Origin of the sequence: Rhizobium sp. NRK18 (assembly GCF_024385575.1) — a bacterium.
Taxonomy (GTDB): Bacteria; Pseudomonadota; Alphaproteobacteria; order Rhizobiales; family Rhizobiaceae; genus JANFMV01.
On the sequence record NZ_JANFMV010000001.1, the window covers coordinates 2,324,829 to 2,339,847 of the forward strand.

At 63.0% G+C, this 15,019-nt stretch carries 16 protein-coding genes and 1 pseudogene; 6 read left to right on the forward strand and 11 right to left on the reverse strand.

What is annotated here, in order from left to right; all coding sequences use genetic code 11:
• Positions 1-12: 12 nt before the first annotated feature.
• The 3 genes from sseA to NN662_RS10850 are packed head-to-tail and all read left to right on the forward strand — an operon-like array spanning position 13 to position 1,982.
• Positions 13-867, forward strand: coding sequence for a 3-mercaptopyruvate sulfurtransferase (sseA, locus tag NN662_RS10840; RefSeq protein WP_261930275.1), 855 nt, complete (start codon positions 13-15; stop codon positions 865-867).
• 4 nt (positions 868-871) lie between these two features.
• Positions 872-1,462 carry a GNAT family N-acetyltransferase gene (locus tag NN662_RS10845; RefSeq protein WP_261930276.1) on the forward strand — a complete coding sequence of 197 codons (591 nt, stop codon included), beginning with the start codon at positions 872-874 and terminating at the stop codon, positions 1,460-1,462.
• Between the two features lie 49 nt (positions 1,463-1,511).
• Entirely contained in the window at positions 1,512-1,982 is a 471-nt protein-coding gene (locus NN662_RS10850; protein WP_261930277.1) for a DUF1203 domain-containing protein, read from the forward strand.
• Positions 1,983-2,010: 28 nt separating this feature from the next.
• Here NN662_RS10850 and NN662_RS10855 read toward each other — a convergent pair whose 3' ends face one another.
• The 3 genes and pseudogenes from NN662_RS10855 to NN662_RS10865 form a co-directional block, all read right to left on the reverse strand.
• Positions 2,011-2,802 carry a sulfite exporter TauE/SafE family protein gene (locus tag NN662_RS10855; protein WP_261930278.1) on the reverse strand — a complete coding sequence of 264 codons (792 nt, stop codon included), beginning with the start codon at positions 2,800-2,802 and terminating at the stop codon, positions 2,011-2,013.
• A pseudogene (locus NN662_RS10860) lies at positions 2,799-3,659 on the reverse strand (MBL fold metallo-hydrolase); the annotation flags it as partial. The gene NN662_RS10855 and the pseudogene NN662_RS10860, both read right to left, overlap by 4 nt.
• A 179-nt stretch (positions 3,660-3,838) precedes the next feature.
• Positions 3,839-4,684: an AraC family transcriptional regulator gene (locus NN662_RS10865; protein ID WP_410010976.1), complete on the reverse strand. Its 846-nt coding sequence runs from the start codon at positions 4,682-4,684 to the stop codon at positions 3,839-3,841.
• An 83-nt stretch (positions 4,685-4,767) separates the two neighbouring features.
• Here NN662_RS10865 and NN662_RS10870 point away from each other — a divergent pair, with 83 nt between their 5' ends.
• On the forward strand, positions 4,768-5,973 hold the full coding sequence (locus NN662_RS10870) for an MFS transporter (protein WP_261930280.1): 1,206 nt from the start codon (positions 4,768-4,770) through the stop codon (positions 5,971-5,973).
• Positions 5,974-6,049: 76 nt separating this feature from the next.
• Here the strand turns inward: NN662_RS10870 and NN662_RS10875 are convergent, their stop codons facing one another.
• The 4 genes from NN662_RS10875 to NN662_RS10890 all read right to left on the reverse strand — a co-directional run bounded on the left by NN662_RS10875 (position 6,050) and on the right by NN662_RS10890 (position 9,267).
• Complete coding sequence (locus NN662_RS10875; RefSeq protein WP_261930281.1) at positions 6,050-7,111, reverse strand: alpha/beta hydrolase family protein; 1,062 nt, start codon at positions 7,109-7,111, stop codon at positions 6,050-6,052.
• A 189-nt stretch (positions 7,112-7,300) separates the two neighbouring features.
• Positions 7,301-8,365: an AraC family transcriptional regulator gene (locus tag NN662_RS10880; protein ID WP_261930282.1), complete on the reverse strand. Its 1,065-nt coding sequence runs from the start codon at positions 8,363-8,365 to the stop codon at positions 7,301-7,303.
• Positions 8,366-8,551: 186 nt separating this feature from the next.
• Positions 8,552-8,863, reverse strand: coding sequence for a YdhR family protein (locus NN662_RS10885; protein WP_261930283.1), 312 nt, complete (start codon positions 8,861-8,863; stop codon positions 8,552-8,554).
• Positions 8,863-9,267, reverse strand: coding sequence for a tautomerase family protein (locus NN662_RS10890; protein ID WP_261930284.1), 405 nt, complete (start codon positions 9,265-9,267; stop codon positions 8,863-8,865). Before NN662_RS10890 ends, NN662_RS10885 begins: the two co-directional genes overlap by 1 nt.
• 115 nt (positions 9,268-9,382) lie before the next feature.
• Between NN662_RS10890 and NN662_RS10895 the strand changes: the two genes are divergently transcribed.
• Positions 9,383-10,240, forward strand: a complete 858-nt coding sequence (locus NN662_RS10895; RefSeq protein WP_261930285.1) for a LysR family transcriptional regulator — start codon at positions 9,383-9,385, stop codon at positions 10,238-10,240.
• A gap of 74 nt (positions 10,241-10,314) precedes the next feature.
• Here NN662_RS10895 and NN662_RS10900 read toward each other — a convergent pair whose 3' ends face one another.
• Together NN662_RS10900 and ald are read right to left on the reverse strand one after the other, a co-directional pair.
• Complete coding sequence (locus NN662_RS10900; protein ID WP_261930286.1) at positions 10,315-10,983, reverse strand: PadR family transcriptional regulator; 669 nt, start codon at positions 10,981-10,983, stop codon at positions 10,315-10,317.
• A gap of 209 nt (positions 10,984-11,192) precedes the next feature.
• Positions 11,193-12,311: an alanine dehydrogenase gene (gene ald, locus NN662_RS10905; protein ID WP_261930287.1), complete on the reverse strand. Its 1,119-nt coding sequence runs from the start codon at positions 12,309-12,311 to the stop codon at positions 11,193-11,195.
• 158 nt (positions 12,312-12,469) lie between these two features.
• Between ald and NN662_RS10910 the strand changes: the two genes are divergently transcribed.
• Positions 12,470-12,931: an Lrp/AsnC family transcriptional regulator gene (locus NN662_RS10910; RefSeq protein WP_261930288.1), complete on the forward strand. Its 462-nt coding sequence runs from the start codon at positions 12,470-12,472 to the stop codon at positions 12,929-12,931.
• Between the two features lie 3 nt (positions 12,932-12,934).
• Here NN662_RS10910 and NN662_RS10915 read toward each other — a convergent pair whose 3' ends face one another.
• Entirely contained in the window at positions 12,935-13,729 is a 795-nt protein-coding gene (locus NN662_RS10915; RefSeq protein WP_261930289.1) for a hypothetical protein, read from the reverse strand.
• A gap of 167 nt (positions 13,730-13,896) precedes the next feature.
• Entirely contained in the window at positions 13,897-14,946 is a 1,050-nt protein-coding gene (locus NN662_RS10920; protein ID WP_261930290.1) for an NAD(P)-dependent alcohol dehydrogenase, read from the reverse strand.
• Positions 14,947-15,019: the final 73 nt, after the last annotated feature.

Genomic DNA, 15,019 nt, shown 5'->3' on the forward strand with positions numbered 1-15,019 from the left:
AAGGGAGCCATCATGACCGAGGGAAAGAGTCCGTTCGTCGTTTCCGCCGACTGGGTTGAAAAGCAGCTGGGCGCACCGGAATTCAGGATCGTCGACGCCTCCTGGTATCTGCCGGCCCAGAAGCGCAACGGTGCCGCCGAATATGCCGAAGGCCATGTGCCCGGCGCCGTCTTCTTCGACCAGGACGCCATCTGCGACCAGTCCTCCGGCCTGCCGCACACCCTGCCCTCGGCGGAAGAATTCGCCGCCGCCGCGGAAAAGCTCGGCATTTCCGATACCGACACGATCGTCGTCTATGACGGCCCCGGCATCTTCACCGCCCCGCGCGTCTGGTGGATGTTCCGCCTGTACGGCGCCACCAAGGTCTTCATCATGGATGGCGGCATCGACGGCTGGAAGAAGGAAGGCCGGCCGCTCGAGACCGACATTCCGGAACCGGCGCCCGGCACCTTCAAGCTCAGCCCAAGTCTCCACAAGGTGACGACCTTTGCCGCCATGCAGGAGATCGTCTCCTCCGGCAGCCGGCAGATTGCTGACGCCCGCGGCGCCGGCCGTTTCACTGGCGAAGAGGCGGAGCCCCGCGCCGGCATGCGTTCCGGCCATATGCCGGGGGCGAGGAGCCTGCCGGCCGGCGTCTTTTCCGAGGCCGGCCGCTTGAAGGATCTCGCCGCGCTGCGCGAAACGATCGAGGCCGCCGGCATTGATCTTTCCAGGCCGGTCACCACCACATGCGGCTCGGGCGTAACGGCGGCGATCATTTCGCTGGCGCTCGAAAGCCTCGGCCATGCAGATCACACCCTCTATGACGGCTCCTGGTCGGAATGGGGATCGAAGGAAGACACGCCGGTCGTCACCGGGAAGGCTTGACAGCATGGCCGAGCAGACCAAATCGCCGCGGGCGCTGAAAGCCCATATCACGCATCTGGAAATGACCGCGCCGCCGAAGGCCAACCTGCCGATCCCGGTCAACATCCATACGGCGCTGATGCGGACGAAGAACATTCCGCTGCCCTTCTACCGCTATCTCTACCGGCAGGTCGGCAGCCGCTGGCACTGGGTCAACCGCCTGCGCCTCGCCGACAAGAAGCTGGAGGCGATCCTGCGCGATCCGCGCGTCTCCGTCACGGTTCTTTATGTCGACGGTGCGCCGGCCGGTTTCTTCGAGCTTTTCCACGAGAGCGAGGAGACGGTCGAACTCTCCTATTTCGGCCTGATGGAACACGCCCTCGGCCTCGGTGTCGGCAAGTGGTTCCTGCTGCAGGCCATCACCGCCGCCTGGATGCTGGAACCGAAGCGCGTGACCGTGCAGACCAATACGCTCGATCACCCGCGCGCGCTGCAGCTCTACCAGCGTTACGGCTTCACGCCCGTCTCCACCTCCGACGCCCTCGTCCGCCCCTTAGGCGACAAGGAACTGCTGGAGCTGGCAAGGCGGGATGTCGCGCAAGTATCGGGTGGCTGAAGCACCTCTGACGGCGGATCATGGCCTCCGTACCGCAAAGGAGACCAGCATGACCGCCATCCACTTTTCCGCCATGCCCACGGGTGACGCCGAAACCTATTGGGCCGGCGGGCCGGACGCCTATGGCCTGACCCCAGAACGGCAGATTTCCGACGGCGACGGCGTGCCGTGCCGGCATTGCCTGAAGACCGTCGGCAAGGGCGAGGCCTATCTGGTGCTGGCCTATCGTCCCTTCCCGGCCCTCCAGCCCTATGCCGAGACCGGTCCGATCTTCCTGCATGCGGAACCCTGCGAGCGCTATGCGGCCGAGGAGATCGTCCCGCCGATGCTGGAAAGTCCCGACTATATCGTGCGCGGCTATGGCGCGAACGACCGTATCGTCTATGGCAGCGGCGCGGTGACACCGACCGGTGACATACCAACCCGTGCCGCTGACCTCCTGGCGCGCGACGACATCGCCTATCTGCATGTCCGCTCGGCGCGCAACAATTGCTATCAGTGCCGGATCGACCGCGCCTGACGGCGGGAGATGGCGGTTTTGTGGCGGCTCAGCCCCAGAGCGCCATGCCGCTTCGCGCCAGAATGTAGATGCCGACGACGACGATGATGCCGGCGAAAATGTTGGTGAGCGTCTGGCCCTTCGTCGACAGCCTGGACGCCGCCAGCATGCCGATCACGCCACCGAGAATGCCGCCGGTGATGAACTCGAAGGCGATCGTCCAGTCGACGAGGCCAGAGACAGCATAATTGGCCGCCGTCGTCAGGCCGAAGGTGCCGACCGCGAGCAGCGACGAGCCGACCGCATTGATCATCGGCATGCCGGTCGCAAACATCAGGCCCGGCACGATCAGGAAACCGCCGCCGATGCCGAAGAAGCCGGAGAGCATGCCGGTGCCGATCGCGACGACCGACGTGCGGAGGCAGACATGCGGCGGCTCGACAGGCGCGTCCGAGGTCGACGTTTTCTTCCGGCCGCGCAGCATCGCCGCCGCGACCACCATCATCAGCAGTCCGAACAGGAAGAGCAGCTTCTGGCCGTCGACCATCTTGCCGAGGCTCGATCCGCCGAAGGCGCCGATGACGCCCATGCCGGCGAACACCGCCGCGCAGCGCCAGCGCACATGGCCCTTGCGGGCATGGCTGACGAGATTGGCATAGGCATTGACCGCGACGGCCAAAGCCGAGGTGCCGAGCGCCACATGCGGGCTCGCCACGCCCACGACGTAGATCAGCAGCGGGGTCGCCAGGATGGACCCGCCGCCGCCGATCAGCCCGAGGGTGAAGCCGACGAGACTGCCGGAAAACAGCGCCGTCAGCGTGCCGGCCAGCCCCGCGCTCATTCCCAGGCAGCGCCTTCAAGCGCGTTCAGCGGGATCTTCAGATAGCGCCTGCCGTTCCCCTCCGGTTCGGGCAGACGGCCGCCGCGAATGTTGACCTGCAGGGCATGCAGGATGAGCTTCGGCATCGGCAGCGTTTTATCACGCGCCTCGCGCAGGGCGATGAAGGCGGCCTCGTCCTTGCCGGCAATATGCGGATTGTCGCGCTTCTCCTCGCCGACCGTGCTTTCCCATTTCGGCTCGCGGCCGCCGGGCTGATAGTCGTGGCCGGTGAAGATGCGGGTATCTTCCGGCAGCGACAGGATCTCCTCGATCGACTGCCAGAGCCGGCTGGCGTTGCCGCCGGGAAAATCGGCGCGTGCCGTGCCGCTGTCGGGCATGAACAGCGTGTCGTGGACGAAGGCGGCGTCGCCGATCACATAGGTGATCGAGGCCAGTGTATGGCCGGGCGAGAACAGTACCGTCGCGTCGATATTACCGACCTTGAACCGGTCACCGGCCGAAAACAGGCGATCCCACTGGGAGCCGTCGGTGGCTAGGTCCGGGAAGTTGTAGAGCGCCTTCCACAGCGCCTGCACCTCCGTGACACGCGCGCCGATGGCCGTCGGCGCACCGGTCTTTTCCTTCAGGTAATGGGCGGCGGAGAAATGATCGGCATGCGGATGCGTGTCGAGGATCCATTCGACCGTCAGGCCGTTGTCGGCAACGAATTTCAGGATCGCGTCGGCATTCTCTGTCGAGGTCGCGCCGGACTTCTCGTCATAGTCCAGCACCGGGTCGATGATCGCGCATTTGCCCGTTGCCGGGTCAGCCGCGACATACTGGACGGAAAAGGTGCGCCTGTCGAAAAAGGCGGTGACGGCGGGCTTCTGGGGCATGAATGGGGCCTTTCCTGAACTGCCTGCGCATGGCCGGCAATCCACCGGTCGATGACGGGCGCGAAGGCACCGGCTTCGATACCTCCCTAATACATATTATTTTTTATATCTATTTCAGGCTGACGGCGCTTTCAAGGGGCGGAAAGGCAATTATACGACCGTCACCCTTCGGCGTTGCGCAGATAGCTGCTCGGAGCCACCCCGGTCATGCGCTTGAACATGACGGTGAAGGCCGCCGGGCTGTCATAGCCAAGGTCGAGCGCGACATTGGTCACCAGATCGCCGCGCGCAAGGCGCGGCAGGGCTGCGAAAATGCTCGCCTGCTGGCGCCAGTCGGACAGGCTCACGCCCGTCTCGCGCCGGAAGAAGCGCGTGAAGGTCCGCCGGCTCATGCCCATCCGGTCCGCCCAACTGTCGATCAAGGCGCCGGCCGAGGGATTCTGCACGAACCGGCCGCAGAGGCCGGCAAGTTTCGGGTCGGCGGGAAACGGCAGGCCGAGCGGCAGTTCCGGCAGATGGGGGATTTCCTCCAGGATCAGCGCCATGATCAGGCCGGCCCGGCCCTCGGCTTCACAGCCCATCGGAAATTTCACCGCCTCGATCATCAGGCTGCGCATCAGATCGGTCATGCCGACGACCCGGCTCGTCGCCGGCAGGCCTTCCACGGCCCCGGGCATGACATAGAGCGAGCGCAGGCTGACATCGCCGTTGGCGACGACCGAATGCACGACATGGGCCGGGATCCAGAGCGCATGGCCGGGCGGCACCATCCAGCGGCCGAACGCGGTCGTCACGGTAATCACCCCCGTCAGCGCATGGATCAGCTGTGCGCGGCTATGGGCATGTGGCGCGACGACGAAGCCGTCCGGCAATTCGCTCGCCTTGGCGACCAGCGGCGTCGTTGTCCGTTCCAGCCGCTCGAGCGACTGTTCCTGGCTCTCCGGAACCGGCGAATTAAGGATGCGGAAGTGCAAGGATTTGGCCCAGTTGCGATAGTGATAGACCATACCACGAAAGCAGGCCGATACAACCGCCTGTATCTTGCCGGTCAAGAACAGCCTCGAAAGCAGGCAGCCCGACGGAGACACCCATGACCGACGCCACAACCGCCGACCGCGCCGCGGCCGGCACCACCGCCTTCACCATCATCGCAGCGTTGAGCTTCTGCCACATGCTCAACGACATGATGCAGTCGCTGCTGGCCGGCGTCTATCCAATCCTGAAATCCAGTTACGGTCTCGATTTCGGCCAGATCGGCATGATGACGCTGACCTTCCAGGTCACCGCCTCCCTCCTGCAGCCGCTCGTCGGCATCTATACCGACAAGCACCCGCAGCCCTATTCTCTGGCGGCGGCCATGGGCTTCACCCTGGTCGGGCTGATCCTGCTCGCCAACACCCATCAGTATGAGCTGATGCTTCTCGCCAGCGCCCTGATCGGCCTCGGCTCGTCGGTCTTCCATCCGGAATCGTCGCGCATCGCCCGCATGGCGTCCGGCGGCCGGCACGGGCTGGCGCAGTCGCTCTTCCAGGTCGGCGGCAATTTCGGCACGGCGCTCGGGCCGCTGCTCGCCGCCTTCATCGTGCTGCCGAACGGCCAGAATAGCATCGCCTGGTTTTCCGCAGCCGCCCTGCTTGCCATCCTCATCCTGTGGCGGGTTGGCGGCTGGTATGCCGGCAATCATCTGAAGCGGGCAAAAAGCGCCGGTAGCACCGTGCGCGAGGGCCTGCCGCGCAAGCAGGTTCTGACCGCAATCGCCATTCTCGGCCTTTTGGTCTTTTCCAAATACATCTATCTCGCCAGCCTGACGAACTACTACACTTTCTACCTGATCGAGAAATTCGGCATGACCATCCGCGAATCGCAGCTGCTGCTCTTCGTCTTCCTCGGCGCGGTCGCCGCCGGCACCGTGATCGGCGGACCGGTCGGAGACAGGATCGGCCGCAAGGTGGTGATCTGGATCTCGATCCTCGGCGTGCTGCCCTTCAGCCTCGCGCTGCCCTATGCCAATCTGTTCTGGACCGTCGTCCTGACCGTCATCATCGGCGTCGTGCTCGCCTCCGCCTTCTCGGCGATCATCGTCTTCGCGCAGGAACTGGTGCCGGGAAAGGTTGGGCTGATCGCCGGCCTGTTCTTCGGCTTCGCCTTCGGCATCGCCGGCATCGGCGCCGCCCTCCTCGGCGAACTCGCCGACGTCAAGGGCATCGAGTTCGTCTATCACCTCTGCGCCTACCTCCCCGCGTTCGGCATCCTGACGATGTTCCTGCCGGACATCGAGAAGCGGAAGTCGGCATAGGACGGGCCGCGCAACCAGCACCTGTCGCGAAAATCCGGGGTCCAGGCCAGATCTTCGCGACAGTGATGACAGACGGTCAGCGGCCTGGCTTCAAGGCCCGGTCGAAGGCGTCCGTCACCATCCTGATCATCTTCTCATGGATTTTCAGGCGTGACTGTCCCGTGCCATCGGAGCAGATCGGATCGCCGATCTCCTCAGCCTCGGCAAGCTCGGCCGCCCCCGGCTTGCACACGCCGAACATGCTGTAATGGCTTGCATCCGCGATCGTCGAATATGTCGCCTCCGGAATGGCCTTTGCTACGCCCGAGGCAAGTGCGGTCCGGGGGATATGTCCCGGCTGACCGAGATTGACGATCTCGACCGGGATATCGACGTTTGCAAATGAATCGGCCCGCAGGACGTCGACCGGTGCCGGATCGATCGCCATGGCAAACCAGATCCGTTTGTCGCCATAGTCGCGACCGGCATATGAGATGTCGATGGTGTGAAGATCGACGCCACTCTGTCGCAACCATCCGCAAAGCGATGCATTGAGACCATCCGTGTCGCAATATCCGGCCAGAAGCGCTGGATCGATGCGCGCGCCGGCCAGCACCAGGGCGGTGTTGCCGCCCATGGAAAGCCCCAGCACGCCAACCCTGCCCGCTTCCAGCCCTCGCTTGAATGCTGCATCGCTTTCCACCGCATCCAGTGTCGCCGTGATGTCCCCCGGCCTCAGCCAAAGCTTGATCGTCTCTTCGGCGGATCGATAAGCGCCGCCGTTTCCCGGATGCATGGGGGCTGCCACGATGAAGCCAGCCTTCGCCAGTGGTGTTGCAATCCAGCTCATCGCCTGCGGCGTGCCGCCAAGGCCCGCGCCATGGGAGAGAAGGACCAGCGGATATCGTCCTGCCGAAATCGGCGCATCGGCCATGGCCGGAGTGCCAAGAAAGAACGCGCTCTCGCCCAGCGTGACGGGCGTGCCGCCCTTGTCCGCGGGGTACCAGACCGTCACGGCCAGGTCGCCTCCGCGCGCCTTCGACGAAGCCGTGATCTGCCGGACGCCAACGACGTCACCGGCAAGGGCGGTACCGTCAACCGTCAGTACCGCCGAGACTGCGAGGCAGATCATCGCGGCCATTCTCATCAAGGGGTTCATCTCATTCCTCATCTGTGCTGAATCCAGGATACCCCGGCGCTCTGCGCCGCCCAGCCATGGTCCGAGGCGGAACGCGATCGCCGGTCGGCTGCAACTTGCCCGAATCCGAAACGGCCGCGTCCTCGATCACGATCTCGGACGTCCATGATCGCGATTAAGGTCAGATCGCAGATGATGTTGATGGACTGCCTAGGGGGCCGATGCTTTCGCCGCAGCCGCGGATGTGGCGTCGTGAGCGGCGAGCCGGAAAGCGCTTGGAGTGACACCCGTGACGCGCAGGAATTCCCGGTTGAAGTTCGACTTTGTGCCGAATCCGGATTCCAGCATGATGGTCGTCACCGGCTCGCTGGTCGTGGCCAATCGGTGCTTGGCATCGCCGACCCGATATTCATTGACGATCTGCGAGATGTTGCGACCGTGTACGCGGTTCAGCGCGCCGGAGATTTGTCGGGCGGGGATACCGGCACGTCTGGCCAGACGCTCCAGCGTGAGGTCCGGATCGCGATAGAGATGTTGCTCGCGCATCAGCAGATCGATGCGGCTTGCAATCGCCTGGTCATCTTCGATGCTTTGAGGAGGCGGCTGCGACGATGCGGAAGGTCCCTCGGAAGCGCCATCGGTCTCACCTTCCGGACGGGCGTTATCGGCGATGGTCGCCGCGTAACCGGCAATGGCCAGCCAGAGCACGCTTGCCACGCCCAGAAGTGTGGGCGCCTGCCTGCCATCCCCGAAGGCGAAATCGAGCGACACCAGAGCGTCTAGGAAGGCCGTCACGATCAGCATGATTGCCATCGCCACCAGCGCCCTGTACGCCGTCCACTCGTCAGCGATCCGTACAGCGCACAATGCCTCCGGTCCCTGTCGGGCAATCCGCAGCAGGGCAAGGCCGTATCCGAGGTAAATGACAAAAAGCACAGCGTCGAGTGGCTCCCGCCAAAAGGCGACGAGAAGGGCCGTCAGCACCGCCGGCAGCAGGTGCGGCAGCAAATCCGAAAGCCTCACCCGGCCATTTCGGCTGAGCTGACGAAAGGCTGCAAAGGAGAGCGCCGGCAGCCATGCAGCGATGACCGGCTGGATCAGATGCGCGGGATGCCAGCCGATATTCCAGCTCAAACCCGACATTGCCGCCTGCAAGGCAAAGGATGCCACGAGCAGCGGGAAAAGCCCTAGACTGCGATCCGCCTGCCGGAGCATGCGCACCAGGATGAGGCAAAGAACAAGGCAGATGACAAATGGCAGCGGTATCGAAGGCATAGGCATCCATTATCACGGATCATCACTCGGTCCCCCCATCTGATACCGACTGCGGCGCAGAGCGCAAACCCCACGCGACGGGCTTGGGCAAAAGAGCGACTATTGCGACGCTGTTGCCGCCGGAGATCACCGGATTGGCCGCCACCCGCAACTTCGCCCTGCCCCGTCAGAATGCCAGGCGTAACCTCAGAATTCCTTCAGTTGCCCCGCAACCGGATCGACGCGGATCAGGGCGTCGAAGATCTCGATCCTGGGTGCCGACCCGTAGAGCGACGCGACCATCTTGCGGTAGGCCTCGCCGTGCCAATGGGCGGCGGCTTTCCGCGAGCGCCAGAGATAGACGCCGCCACCGACGGAGCGGTCCTCGTCGAGAAAATAGTATTTCCCGACAAGGTCGCTGTTCATCAGCCATTTCCCGGCCGACTGGCGGTAGAGCGTCATCGCCTCGGCCCGTCCCGTGCCGGGCGGCAGGTCGAAGGTGACGATCTCGACGATCATCACGCGCCCGCCATGCGCCGGAAGGCGTATTCCGCCTGCGTGACGCCGCCATAGCCATAGGCCGTGGCACGGCAGTCGATGATGTGGATGTTGGAATGCGGATGCAGATTGCCGATCCGCTCCGACAGAAGCGCGAAGGCTTCGCGGTGAAAGGCCGCCTTCTCCTCGCGCGTGTTGGTCTCGTCGGTGATGGCAACCTCAAGGCGGAAGGCGTTGCGGTCGAGGGCTACGAGCGACTGGCCGGCGATGAACCAGTCCTCGCGGGCGACATGGCGGACGATGACGGTGGTGCGCTCGAGCTCCTTGCGCAGCACGCGGCAGGTGAGTTCCGCGACGGCATCCGCCAGCCGCGCGGTTTCGGTCGGATCGGTCTTTGCGGACAGAGTCAGGGTGATACCGGGCATATGAGTCTCCTTCGTTCAAGCCTCTTTGACTGGGCTGAAGAAAGGCTAGCGCGGGTCTTTTCATCGGAAAACCGGGAATATATGATATCATCCATCGGATATACTGGTGAATAAAATGACCCGCTTCGACCTCGATCTCCTGCATGCCTTCGTGACCGTCACCGACGCCGGCAGCCTGACGGCGGCCGCACCCCGGCTCTGCCGATCGCAATCGGCGGTCAGCGAGCAGATCCGCAAGCTGGAGGAGACCTGCGGCACGGCGCTTTTCCTGCGCAGCAAGGCCGGCACCCAGTTGACGGCGGCGGGAGACCGGTTGCTCGGCCATGCCCGTCGCATCCTGGCGCTGAACGACACGGCGATGCAGGACATGAAGGGATTGCGGCTGGCCGGCGAGGTCCGGTTTGCGATCACCGACTATTTCGAGCCGGCCACGATCGCCACGACGCTGAAGAAGATCCGCCTTACCTATCCCGATCTTCGCCTGCACGTCGCCGTCGTCAGCAGTTCGGTGATCGAGACGGCTCCCGGCGACGTCGATATCGGCCTGTTCATGCGCATTCCGGACCCCGATTCGCCCGATCCGCCCATCGGCCGCCCCGTGCGCAGCGAAACCTTGCGATGGGTTGCCGACGAGGCCTTTGTCCACCCCGGCAACGCGCCGGTGCCCGTCATCGCGCTCAGGGGGTCCTGCCGCCTGCGCCAGCACGTGATCGAACAGCTGACGGCGCATGAGATCGCCTTCGACATGGCGCATTCGGCCTCCGGCATTGCCGGCGCGCAACTGGCGCTATCGGCCGGGCTCGGTGTCACCTGCCTCAACGCCTCCGCCGTGCCACCCGGCGCCGTTTCCGTCGGCGAAAAATTCGGCCTGCCGGCCATGCGCGACGTCGATTTCTTCCTGACGCCGCCGAAGTCCGGCGAAGCGGCCTTCGTCACCGACGTGCGCACCATTCTCGCCGAACAGCTGCAATAGGCGTTCGCGCAAACGAAACCGCCCGGAACGAAGGTTCGCTCCGGGTAGTTTGGTGAGATCAAAGACGTCCCGGATCACTCAACCCCGTCGGCCATCTCCAGCAGGCGGCGGACGATGTCGGTGGCGGCGGCCGGGTCCTTCTCCAGCTTGCGGGCGACGACTTCGCGCAGGTTCATCATCGCCGCCTCGACGCTCTTCGGCAGATCCGGTCCGCCGCGCATCTCGTCGCGCCACTTGCGCATGCGGCTTGCCTTTTCGCCGATCGCCTTCAGCCGCTCGAACAGCATGGTGGCGAGCGCCCGGTTTTCCTCGAGATAGGCCCTGCCCTCATCGGTGATCGCGTAGCGCTTCTTGGCGCCTTCCGACTCGGTGATCGCCGCATAGCCGGCTTCCTCGAGGAAGGTCAGCGTCGGGTAGATGACGCCCGGGCTCGGCGCGTAGGCTTCGGCGCTCAGTTCCTCGATCTGCTTGATGATCTCGTAGCCGTGGCGAGGTTCGTCCTCGATCAGCATCAGGACCAGCGTGCGAATGTCGCCCTGGCCGAGGAAGCGTCCGCCGCGCGGTCCGTCGCCGTCGTCACCAAAGCCACGTCCGCCGCGGCCGCCGCCCATGAAGCCGCGCCCGAAGTGACCGCCCTTGGCCGCCAGCATTTCGACGAAGGCTTCCCGGTGCCGGCGATGGCGGCCGTGACCGCAATGCCCCTCACCTTTGTCGTGGTCCCTGTCATGCATGTGCTTGAACATGATTTTTCCTTTAAGATATGTTTTCGATATATCGTAGATAATCCAACTATGGCGCTGCTGCAAGATGTTCGATATATCTAAAACCTATCTTTCCGTATCGGAATGCGGCAAGCCCTTGAATACCAAGCAACAAAAAAGCCAGCCGCATGGGAGGCGGCTGGCCCAGTGTCGTGGTCGACGATTTCTAAGCGGACTTGCGCCCGTCTTTCTTATGCAGCCCGGATCGCTGCCTCCGGCTGCACCAGATCGTAGCCGAGCGCTTCGGCGACGGCCTTGTTGGTAATGCGGCCCTTGTGGACGTTGAGGCCGTTGCGCAGATGCTTGTCCTCGGTGATGGCGGCCAGACCGCGATCGGCCAGCGCCAGGCCATAGTGCAGCGTGGCGTTGTTCAGCGCGTGCGCCGAGGTAACCGGCACCGCGCCCGGCATGTTGGCGACGCAGTAATGCACAACGCCGTCGACCACGTAGGTCGGATCGGAGTGCGTCGTGGCGTGCGAGGTCTCGAAGCAGCCACCCTGGTCGATGGCGACGTCGACGATGACCGACCCCTTCTTCATGCCCGAGAGCATTTCGCGGGTGACGAGCTTCGGCGCGGCGGCACCGGGGATCAGCACGGCGCCGATGACGAGATCGGCGGCGAAGACTTCCTCTTCCAGCGCATCGATCGTCGAATAGCGGGTGTGGATGCGGCCGTTGAAGATGTCGTCGAGCTGGCGCAGGCGCGGGATCGAGCGGTCGAGGATCGTCACGTCGGCGCCGAGGCCGACGGCCATCTTGGCGGCGTGGAGACCGACGACGCCGCCGCCGATGACGGTGACTTTCGCCGGCAGCACGCCCGGCACGCCGCCAAGCAGGATACCGAGGCCGCCATTGGCCTTCTGCAGCGAGGTGGCACCGGCCTGGATCGCCAGACGGCCGGCGACTTCCGACATCGGTGCGAGCAGCGGCAGGCCGCCGCGCTCGTCGGTCACGGTCTCATAGGCGATGGCGGTGACGCCAGATTCCAGAAGACCCTTCGTCTGCTCCGGATCGGGCGCAAGGTGCAGATAGGTGTAGAGAAGCTGACCTTCGCGCAGCTGCGCCCATTCGGACGGCTGCGGTTCCTTGACCTTGACGATCATGTCGGCCTTTTCGAAGATGTCCTTGGCGCTGGCGGCGATCTTCGCGCCGGCCGCCATGTAGGCCGCATCGTCCGCGCCGATGCCGGCCCCGGCCTTCGTCTCGACGATGACCTGATGGCCGTGGGCCACGTATTCGCGCACGGCACCCGGCGTCAGGCCGACGCGGTATTCGTGGTTCTTGATTTCCTTGGGACAGCCGACGATCATCTTGGTTCCTCTCTCTTGCCGGTTTCGAGCCGGCCTGCTTTTTCAGATGCGGCGAGTGAACCATTCCGGCCGGGCAATGTCCTTGCAAAGGATGGTTGCCCAAAACACATTTTTCGACGAAAATTGCGCTGAAATCAAAAATTTCGAAGAGTGTGCGAATGAACGAATTGGATACCGTCGATATTTCGATCCTGCGCGTCCTCCAGAAGGAGGGACGGATCACCAATGCCGAGCTTGCCGAGCGCGTCGGCCTGTCGGCATCGGCCTGTTCCCGGCGGCTCGACATCCTGGAAAAGTCCGGCGTGATCTCCGGCTATCACGCCCGCCTGTCGCACAAGGCGCTCGACTACAAGATGATGGTGATCGTCCACATCTCGCTCTCCGGACAGTTCGCCAAGACGCTTTCCGAATTCGAGGCGGCTGTCAAACGCTGCCCCAACGTGCTGGTCTGCTACCTGATGTCGGGCGAGTACGACTACATATTGCGGGTCGCGGCGAAGGATCTCGAAGACTACGAGCGCATCCACCGCGACTGGCTCTCCGCCCTTCCCCACGTCGTCAAGATCAACTCGTCCTTTGCGCTCCGAGAAATCATCGAACGGCCGAACGTGGGGCTTTGAGGGCTACATGTTGGGACGCTGCGTTCCACACTTCAGTTTATCAGTGCTGTCTGGCACCGGAACCGAGGCAGGCCACCAGAGCTCGAAACGCTTGGGCCCGATCTTGCTCTCATAGCCACTCAACCGAGCGTATTTGAAATCAATATCCGGCCAAGCAAGTTGGAAGTAATCATGCCATGCCAGAGCCGCAGCCTCGTCCTCAGAATGGAAGTATCGGATAACAACATTCTTGGCATCAAAGCCCGGAATGTACTCGGGCAGGTTTATGGTGGCGTTCGTGACGGAAAGCTGTGCCAGCCTTTTCCCAAAGTCCACTGACTCCTGCTTTCCAAACTGTGTAAAGAGTGTTCCCGCGGGACATGGAACTGCGGCATCAGACTGAATTCGTTCTTCTACCGAAGAAGGTTCGACCCCTGCCTCATCCTTATTCGCGGCCATTGGGGCATATGAAGCTATATTGCAAAGCGGCTTGGCGAAGTACTTGCGTTTTTCATCCTCATCGAAAATGGATGAAAGAACCAACTGAGCTCTCTGGAAATCGCCAAAGTGCTGGGCGTAGGCGATAACAGTGCAGTAATTATCCTCCTCTATCAGCCCGCCTTTTATATAGAGAGAGGTGAAGAGAAGATTTTTCTCCAAACCATCACTTTCCTTCCAATAAGATATGATCTCGTGGAGATTTTCACGCTTCTTGTCGTAGTCGCGCGACCTACCCTCTATGTAGATGTCGTAAAACTGCTTGCCGTAATCGAACACCTTGTCAAAGGATGCTCCAAGGATGGCCGCGAGCCCAGCCACGCTCCATATTCCCGCTGTTTGCACTGGCGACATTGAATCCCCCGAAACAATGAATGCAATACAACTAAAGATATATTATATTTACAAATATGCAACCAATTTAAAACAACATTGAAGCGCCGGTGCCGCAATGCACCGGCGCACCTTAGAAGGTACTTCGCGAAGCCTTACAGGCTCGCCATGTCGATCGAGAAGCGATACTTCACGTCGCTCTTCAGCATGCGCTCATAGGCGTCGTTGATCTCGTTCATGCGTATGACCTCAACATCGGCGGTGATGCCGTGCTCGGCGCAGAAGTCGAGCATTTCCTGGGTTTCCGGGGTGCCGCCGATCATCGAGCCGGCCAGCGTGCGGCGTCCGCCGATCAGCGGCCGACCGCTGAAGCTGTAGGGCTTTTCCGGCAGCCCGACATTGACCATCGCGCCATCGCGCTTCAGCAGGCCGAGATAGACGGAGAGGTCGATGTCGGCGGAAACCGTGTTGAGGATGAAGTCGAAGCTGCCGCGCTGGGCCGCCATCGCTTCGGCGTCCTTCGAGACGACCACTTCGTCCGCGCCGAGGCGCCTGGCGTCTTCGGCCTTCGACGGCGACGTGGTGAAGAGCACGGTATGGGCGCCAAAGGCGTGGGCGAACTTCAGGCCCATGTGCCCGAGCCCGCCAAGGCCGATGATGCCGACCTTCTGGCCCTTGCCGACCTTCCAGTGACGCAGCGGCGACCACGTGGTGATGCCGGCGCAGAGCAGCGGTGCGGCACCGGCAAGGTCGAGCTTCTCCGAGACCTTCAGCACGAAACCCTCATAGACGACGATCGCCTTGGAATAGCCGCCCTGGGTGATCCCGCCCAGATACTTGTCCTTGCCGTTGTAGGTGCCGACCATGCCGCCGGTCTCGCAATATTGCTGCAGGCCTTCCTGGCAGCTCGGGCAGGTACGACAGGAATCGACCATGCAGCCGACGCCGACGAGATCGCCGGCATTGAATTTCGTGACCTTGGAGCCGACCGATTTCACTCGGCCGACAATCTCATGGCCGGGGACGATCGGAAATGTCGTGCCGCCCCATTCGTTGCGCGCCATGTGCAGGTCCGAATGGCAGACGCCGCAATAGAGAATGTCGATCTCGACGTCTTCGTCGGTCGGTGTGCGGCGGTCGAACGAGAACGGTCCGAGGGGCTTGTCGGCGGCGGAGGCAGCATAGCCGGTGCAAACGAAGGTCATGTCTGGTTTCCCTTGATCAAACTGTGGTCCCTGGAGATGGAAAGGCTTGCGCGATCGCGCGACCTCGCCGGAT

Coding starts and splice junctions, on each gene's coding strand:
- sseA (WP_261930275.1), top strand. CDS start 13: ATGACCGAGGGAAAGAGTCCGTTCGTCGTTTCCGCCGACTGGGTTGAA.
- NN662_RS10845 (WP_261930276.1), top strand. CDS start 872: ATGGCCGAGCAGACCAAATCGCCGCGGGCGCTGAAAGCCCATATCACG.
- NN662_RS10850 (WP_261930277.1), top strand. CDS start 1,512: ATGACCGCCATCCACTTTTCCGCCATGCCCACGGGTGACGCCGAAACC.
- NN662_RS10855 (WP_261930278.1), bottom strand. CDS start 2,802: ATGAGCGCGGGGCTGGCCGGCACGCTGACGGCGCTGTTTTCCGGCAGT.
- NN662_RS10865 (WP_410010976.1), bottom strand. CDS start 4,684: ATGGTCTATCACTATCGCAACTGGGCCAAATCCTTGCACTTCCGCATC.
- NN662_RS10870 (WP_261930280.1), top strand. CDS start 4,768: ATGACCGACGCCACAACCGCCGACCGCGCCGCGGCCGGCACCACCGCC.
- NN662_RS10875 (WP_261930281.1), bottom strand. CDS start 7,111: ATGAACCCCTTGATGAGAATGGCCGCGATGATCTGCCTCGCAGTCTCG.
- NN662_RS10880 (WP_261930282.1), bottom strand. CDS start 8,365: ATGCCTTCGATACCGCTGCCATTTGTCATCTGCCTTGTTCTTTGCCTC.
- NN662_RS10885 (WP_261930283.1), bottom strand. CDS start 8,863: ATGATCGTCGAGATCGTCACCTTCGACCTGCCGCCCGGCACGGGACGG.
- NN662_RS10890 (WP_261930284.1), bottom strand. CDS start 9,267: ATGCCCGGTATCACCCTGACTCTGTCCGCAAAGACCGATCCGACCGAA.
- NN662_RS10895 (WP_261930285.1), top strand. CDS start 9,383: ATGACCCGCTTCGACCTCGATCTCCTGCATGCCTTCGTGACCGTCACC.
- NN662_RS10900 (WP_261930286.1), bottom strand. CDS start 10,983: ATGTTCAAGCACATGCATGACAGGGACCACGACAAAGGTGAGGGGCAT.
- ald (WP_261930287.1), bottom strand. CDS start 12,311: ATGATCGTCGGCTGTCCCAAGGAAATCAAGAACCACGAATACCGCGTC.
- NN662_RS10910 (WP_261930288.1), top strand. CDS start 12,470: ATGAACGAATTGGATACCGTCGATATTTCGATCCTGCGCGTCCTCCAG.
- NN662_RS10920 (WP_261930290.1), bottom strand. CDS start 14,946: ATGACCTTCGTTTGCACCGGCTATGCTGCCTCCGCCGCCGACAAGCCC.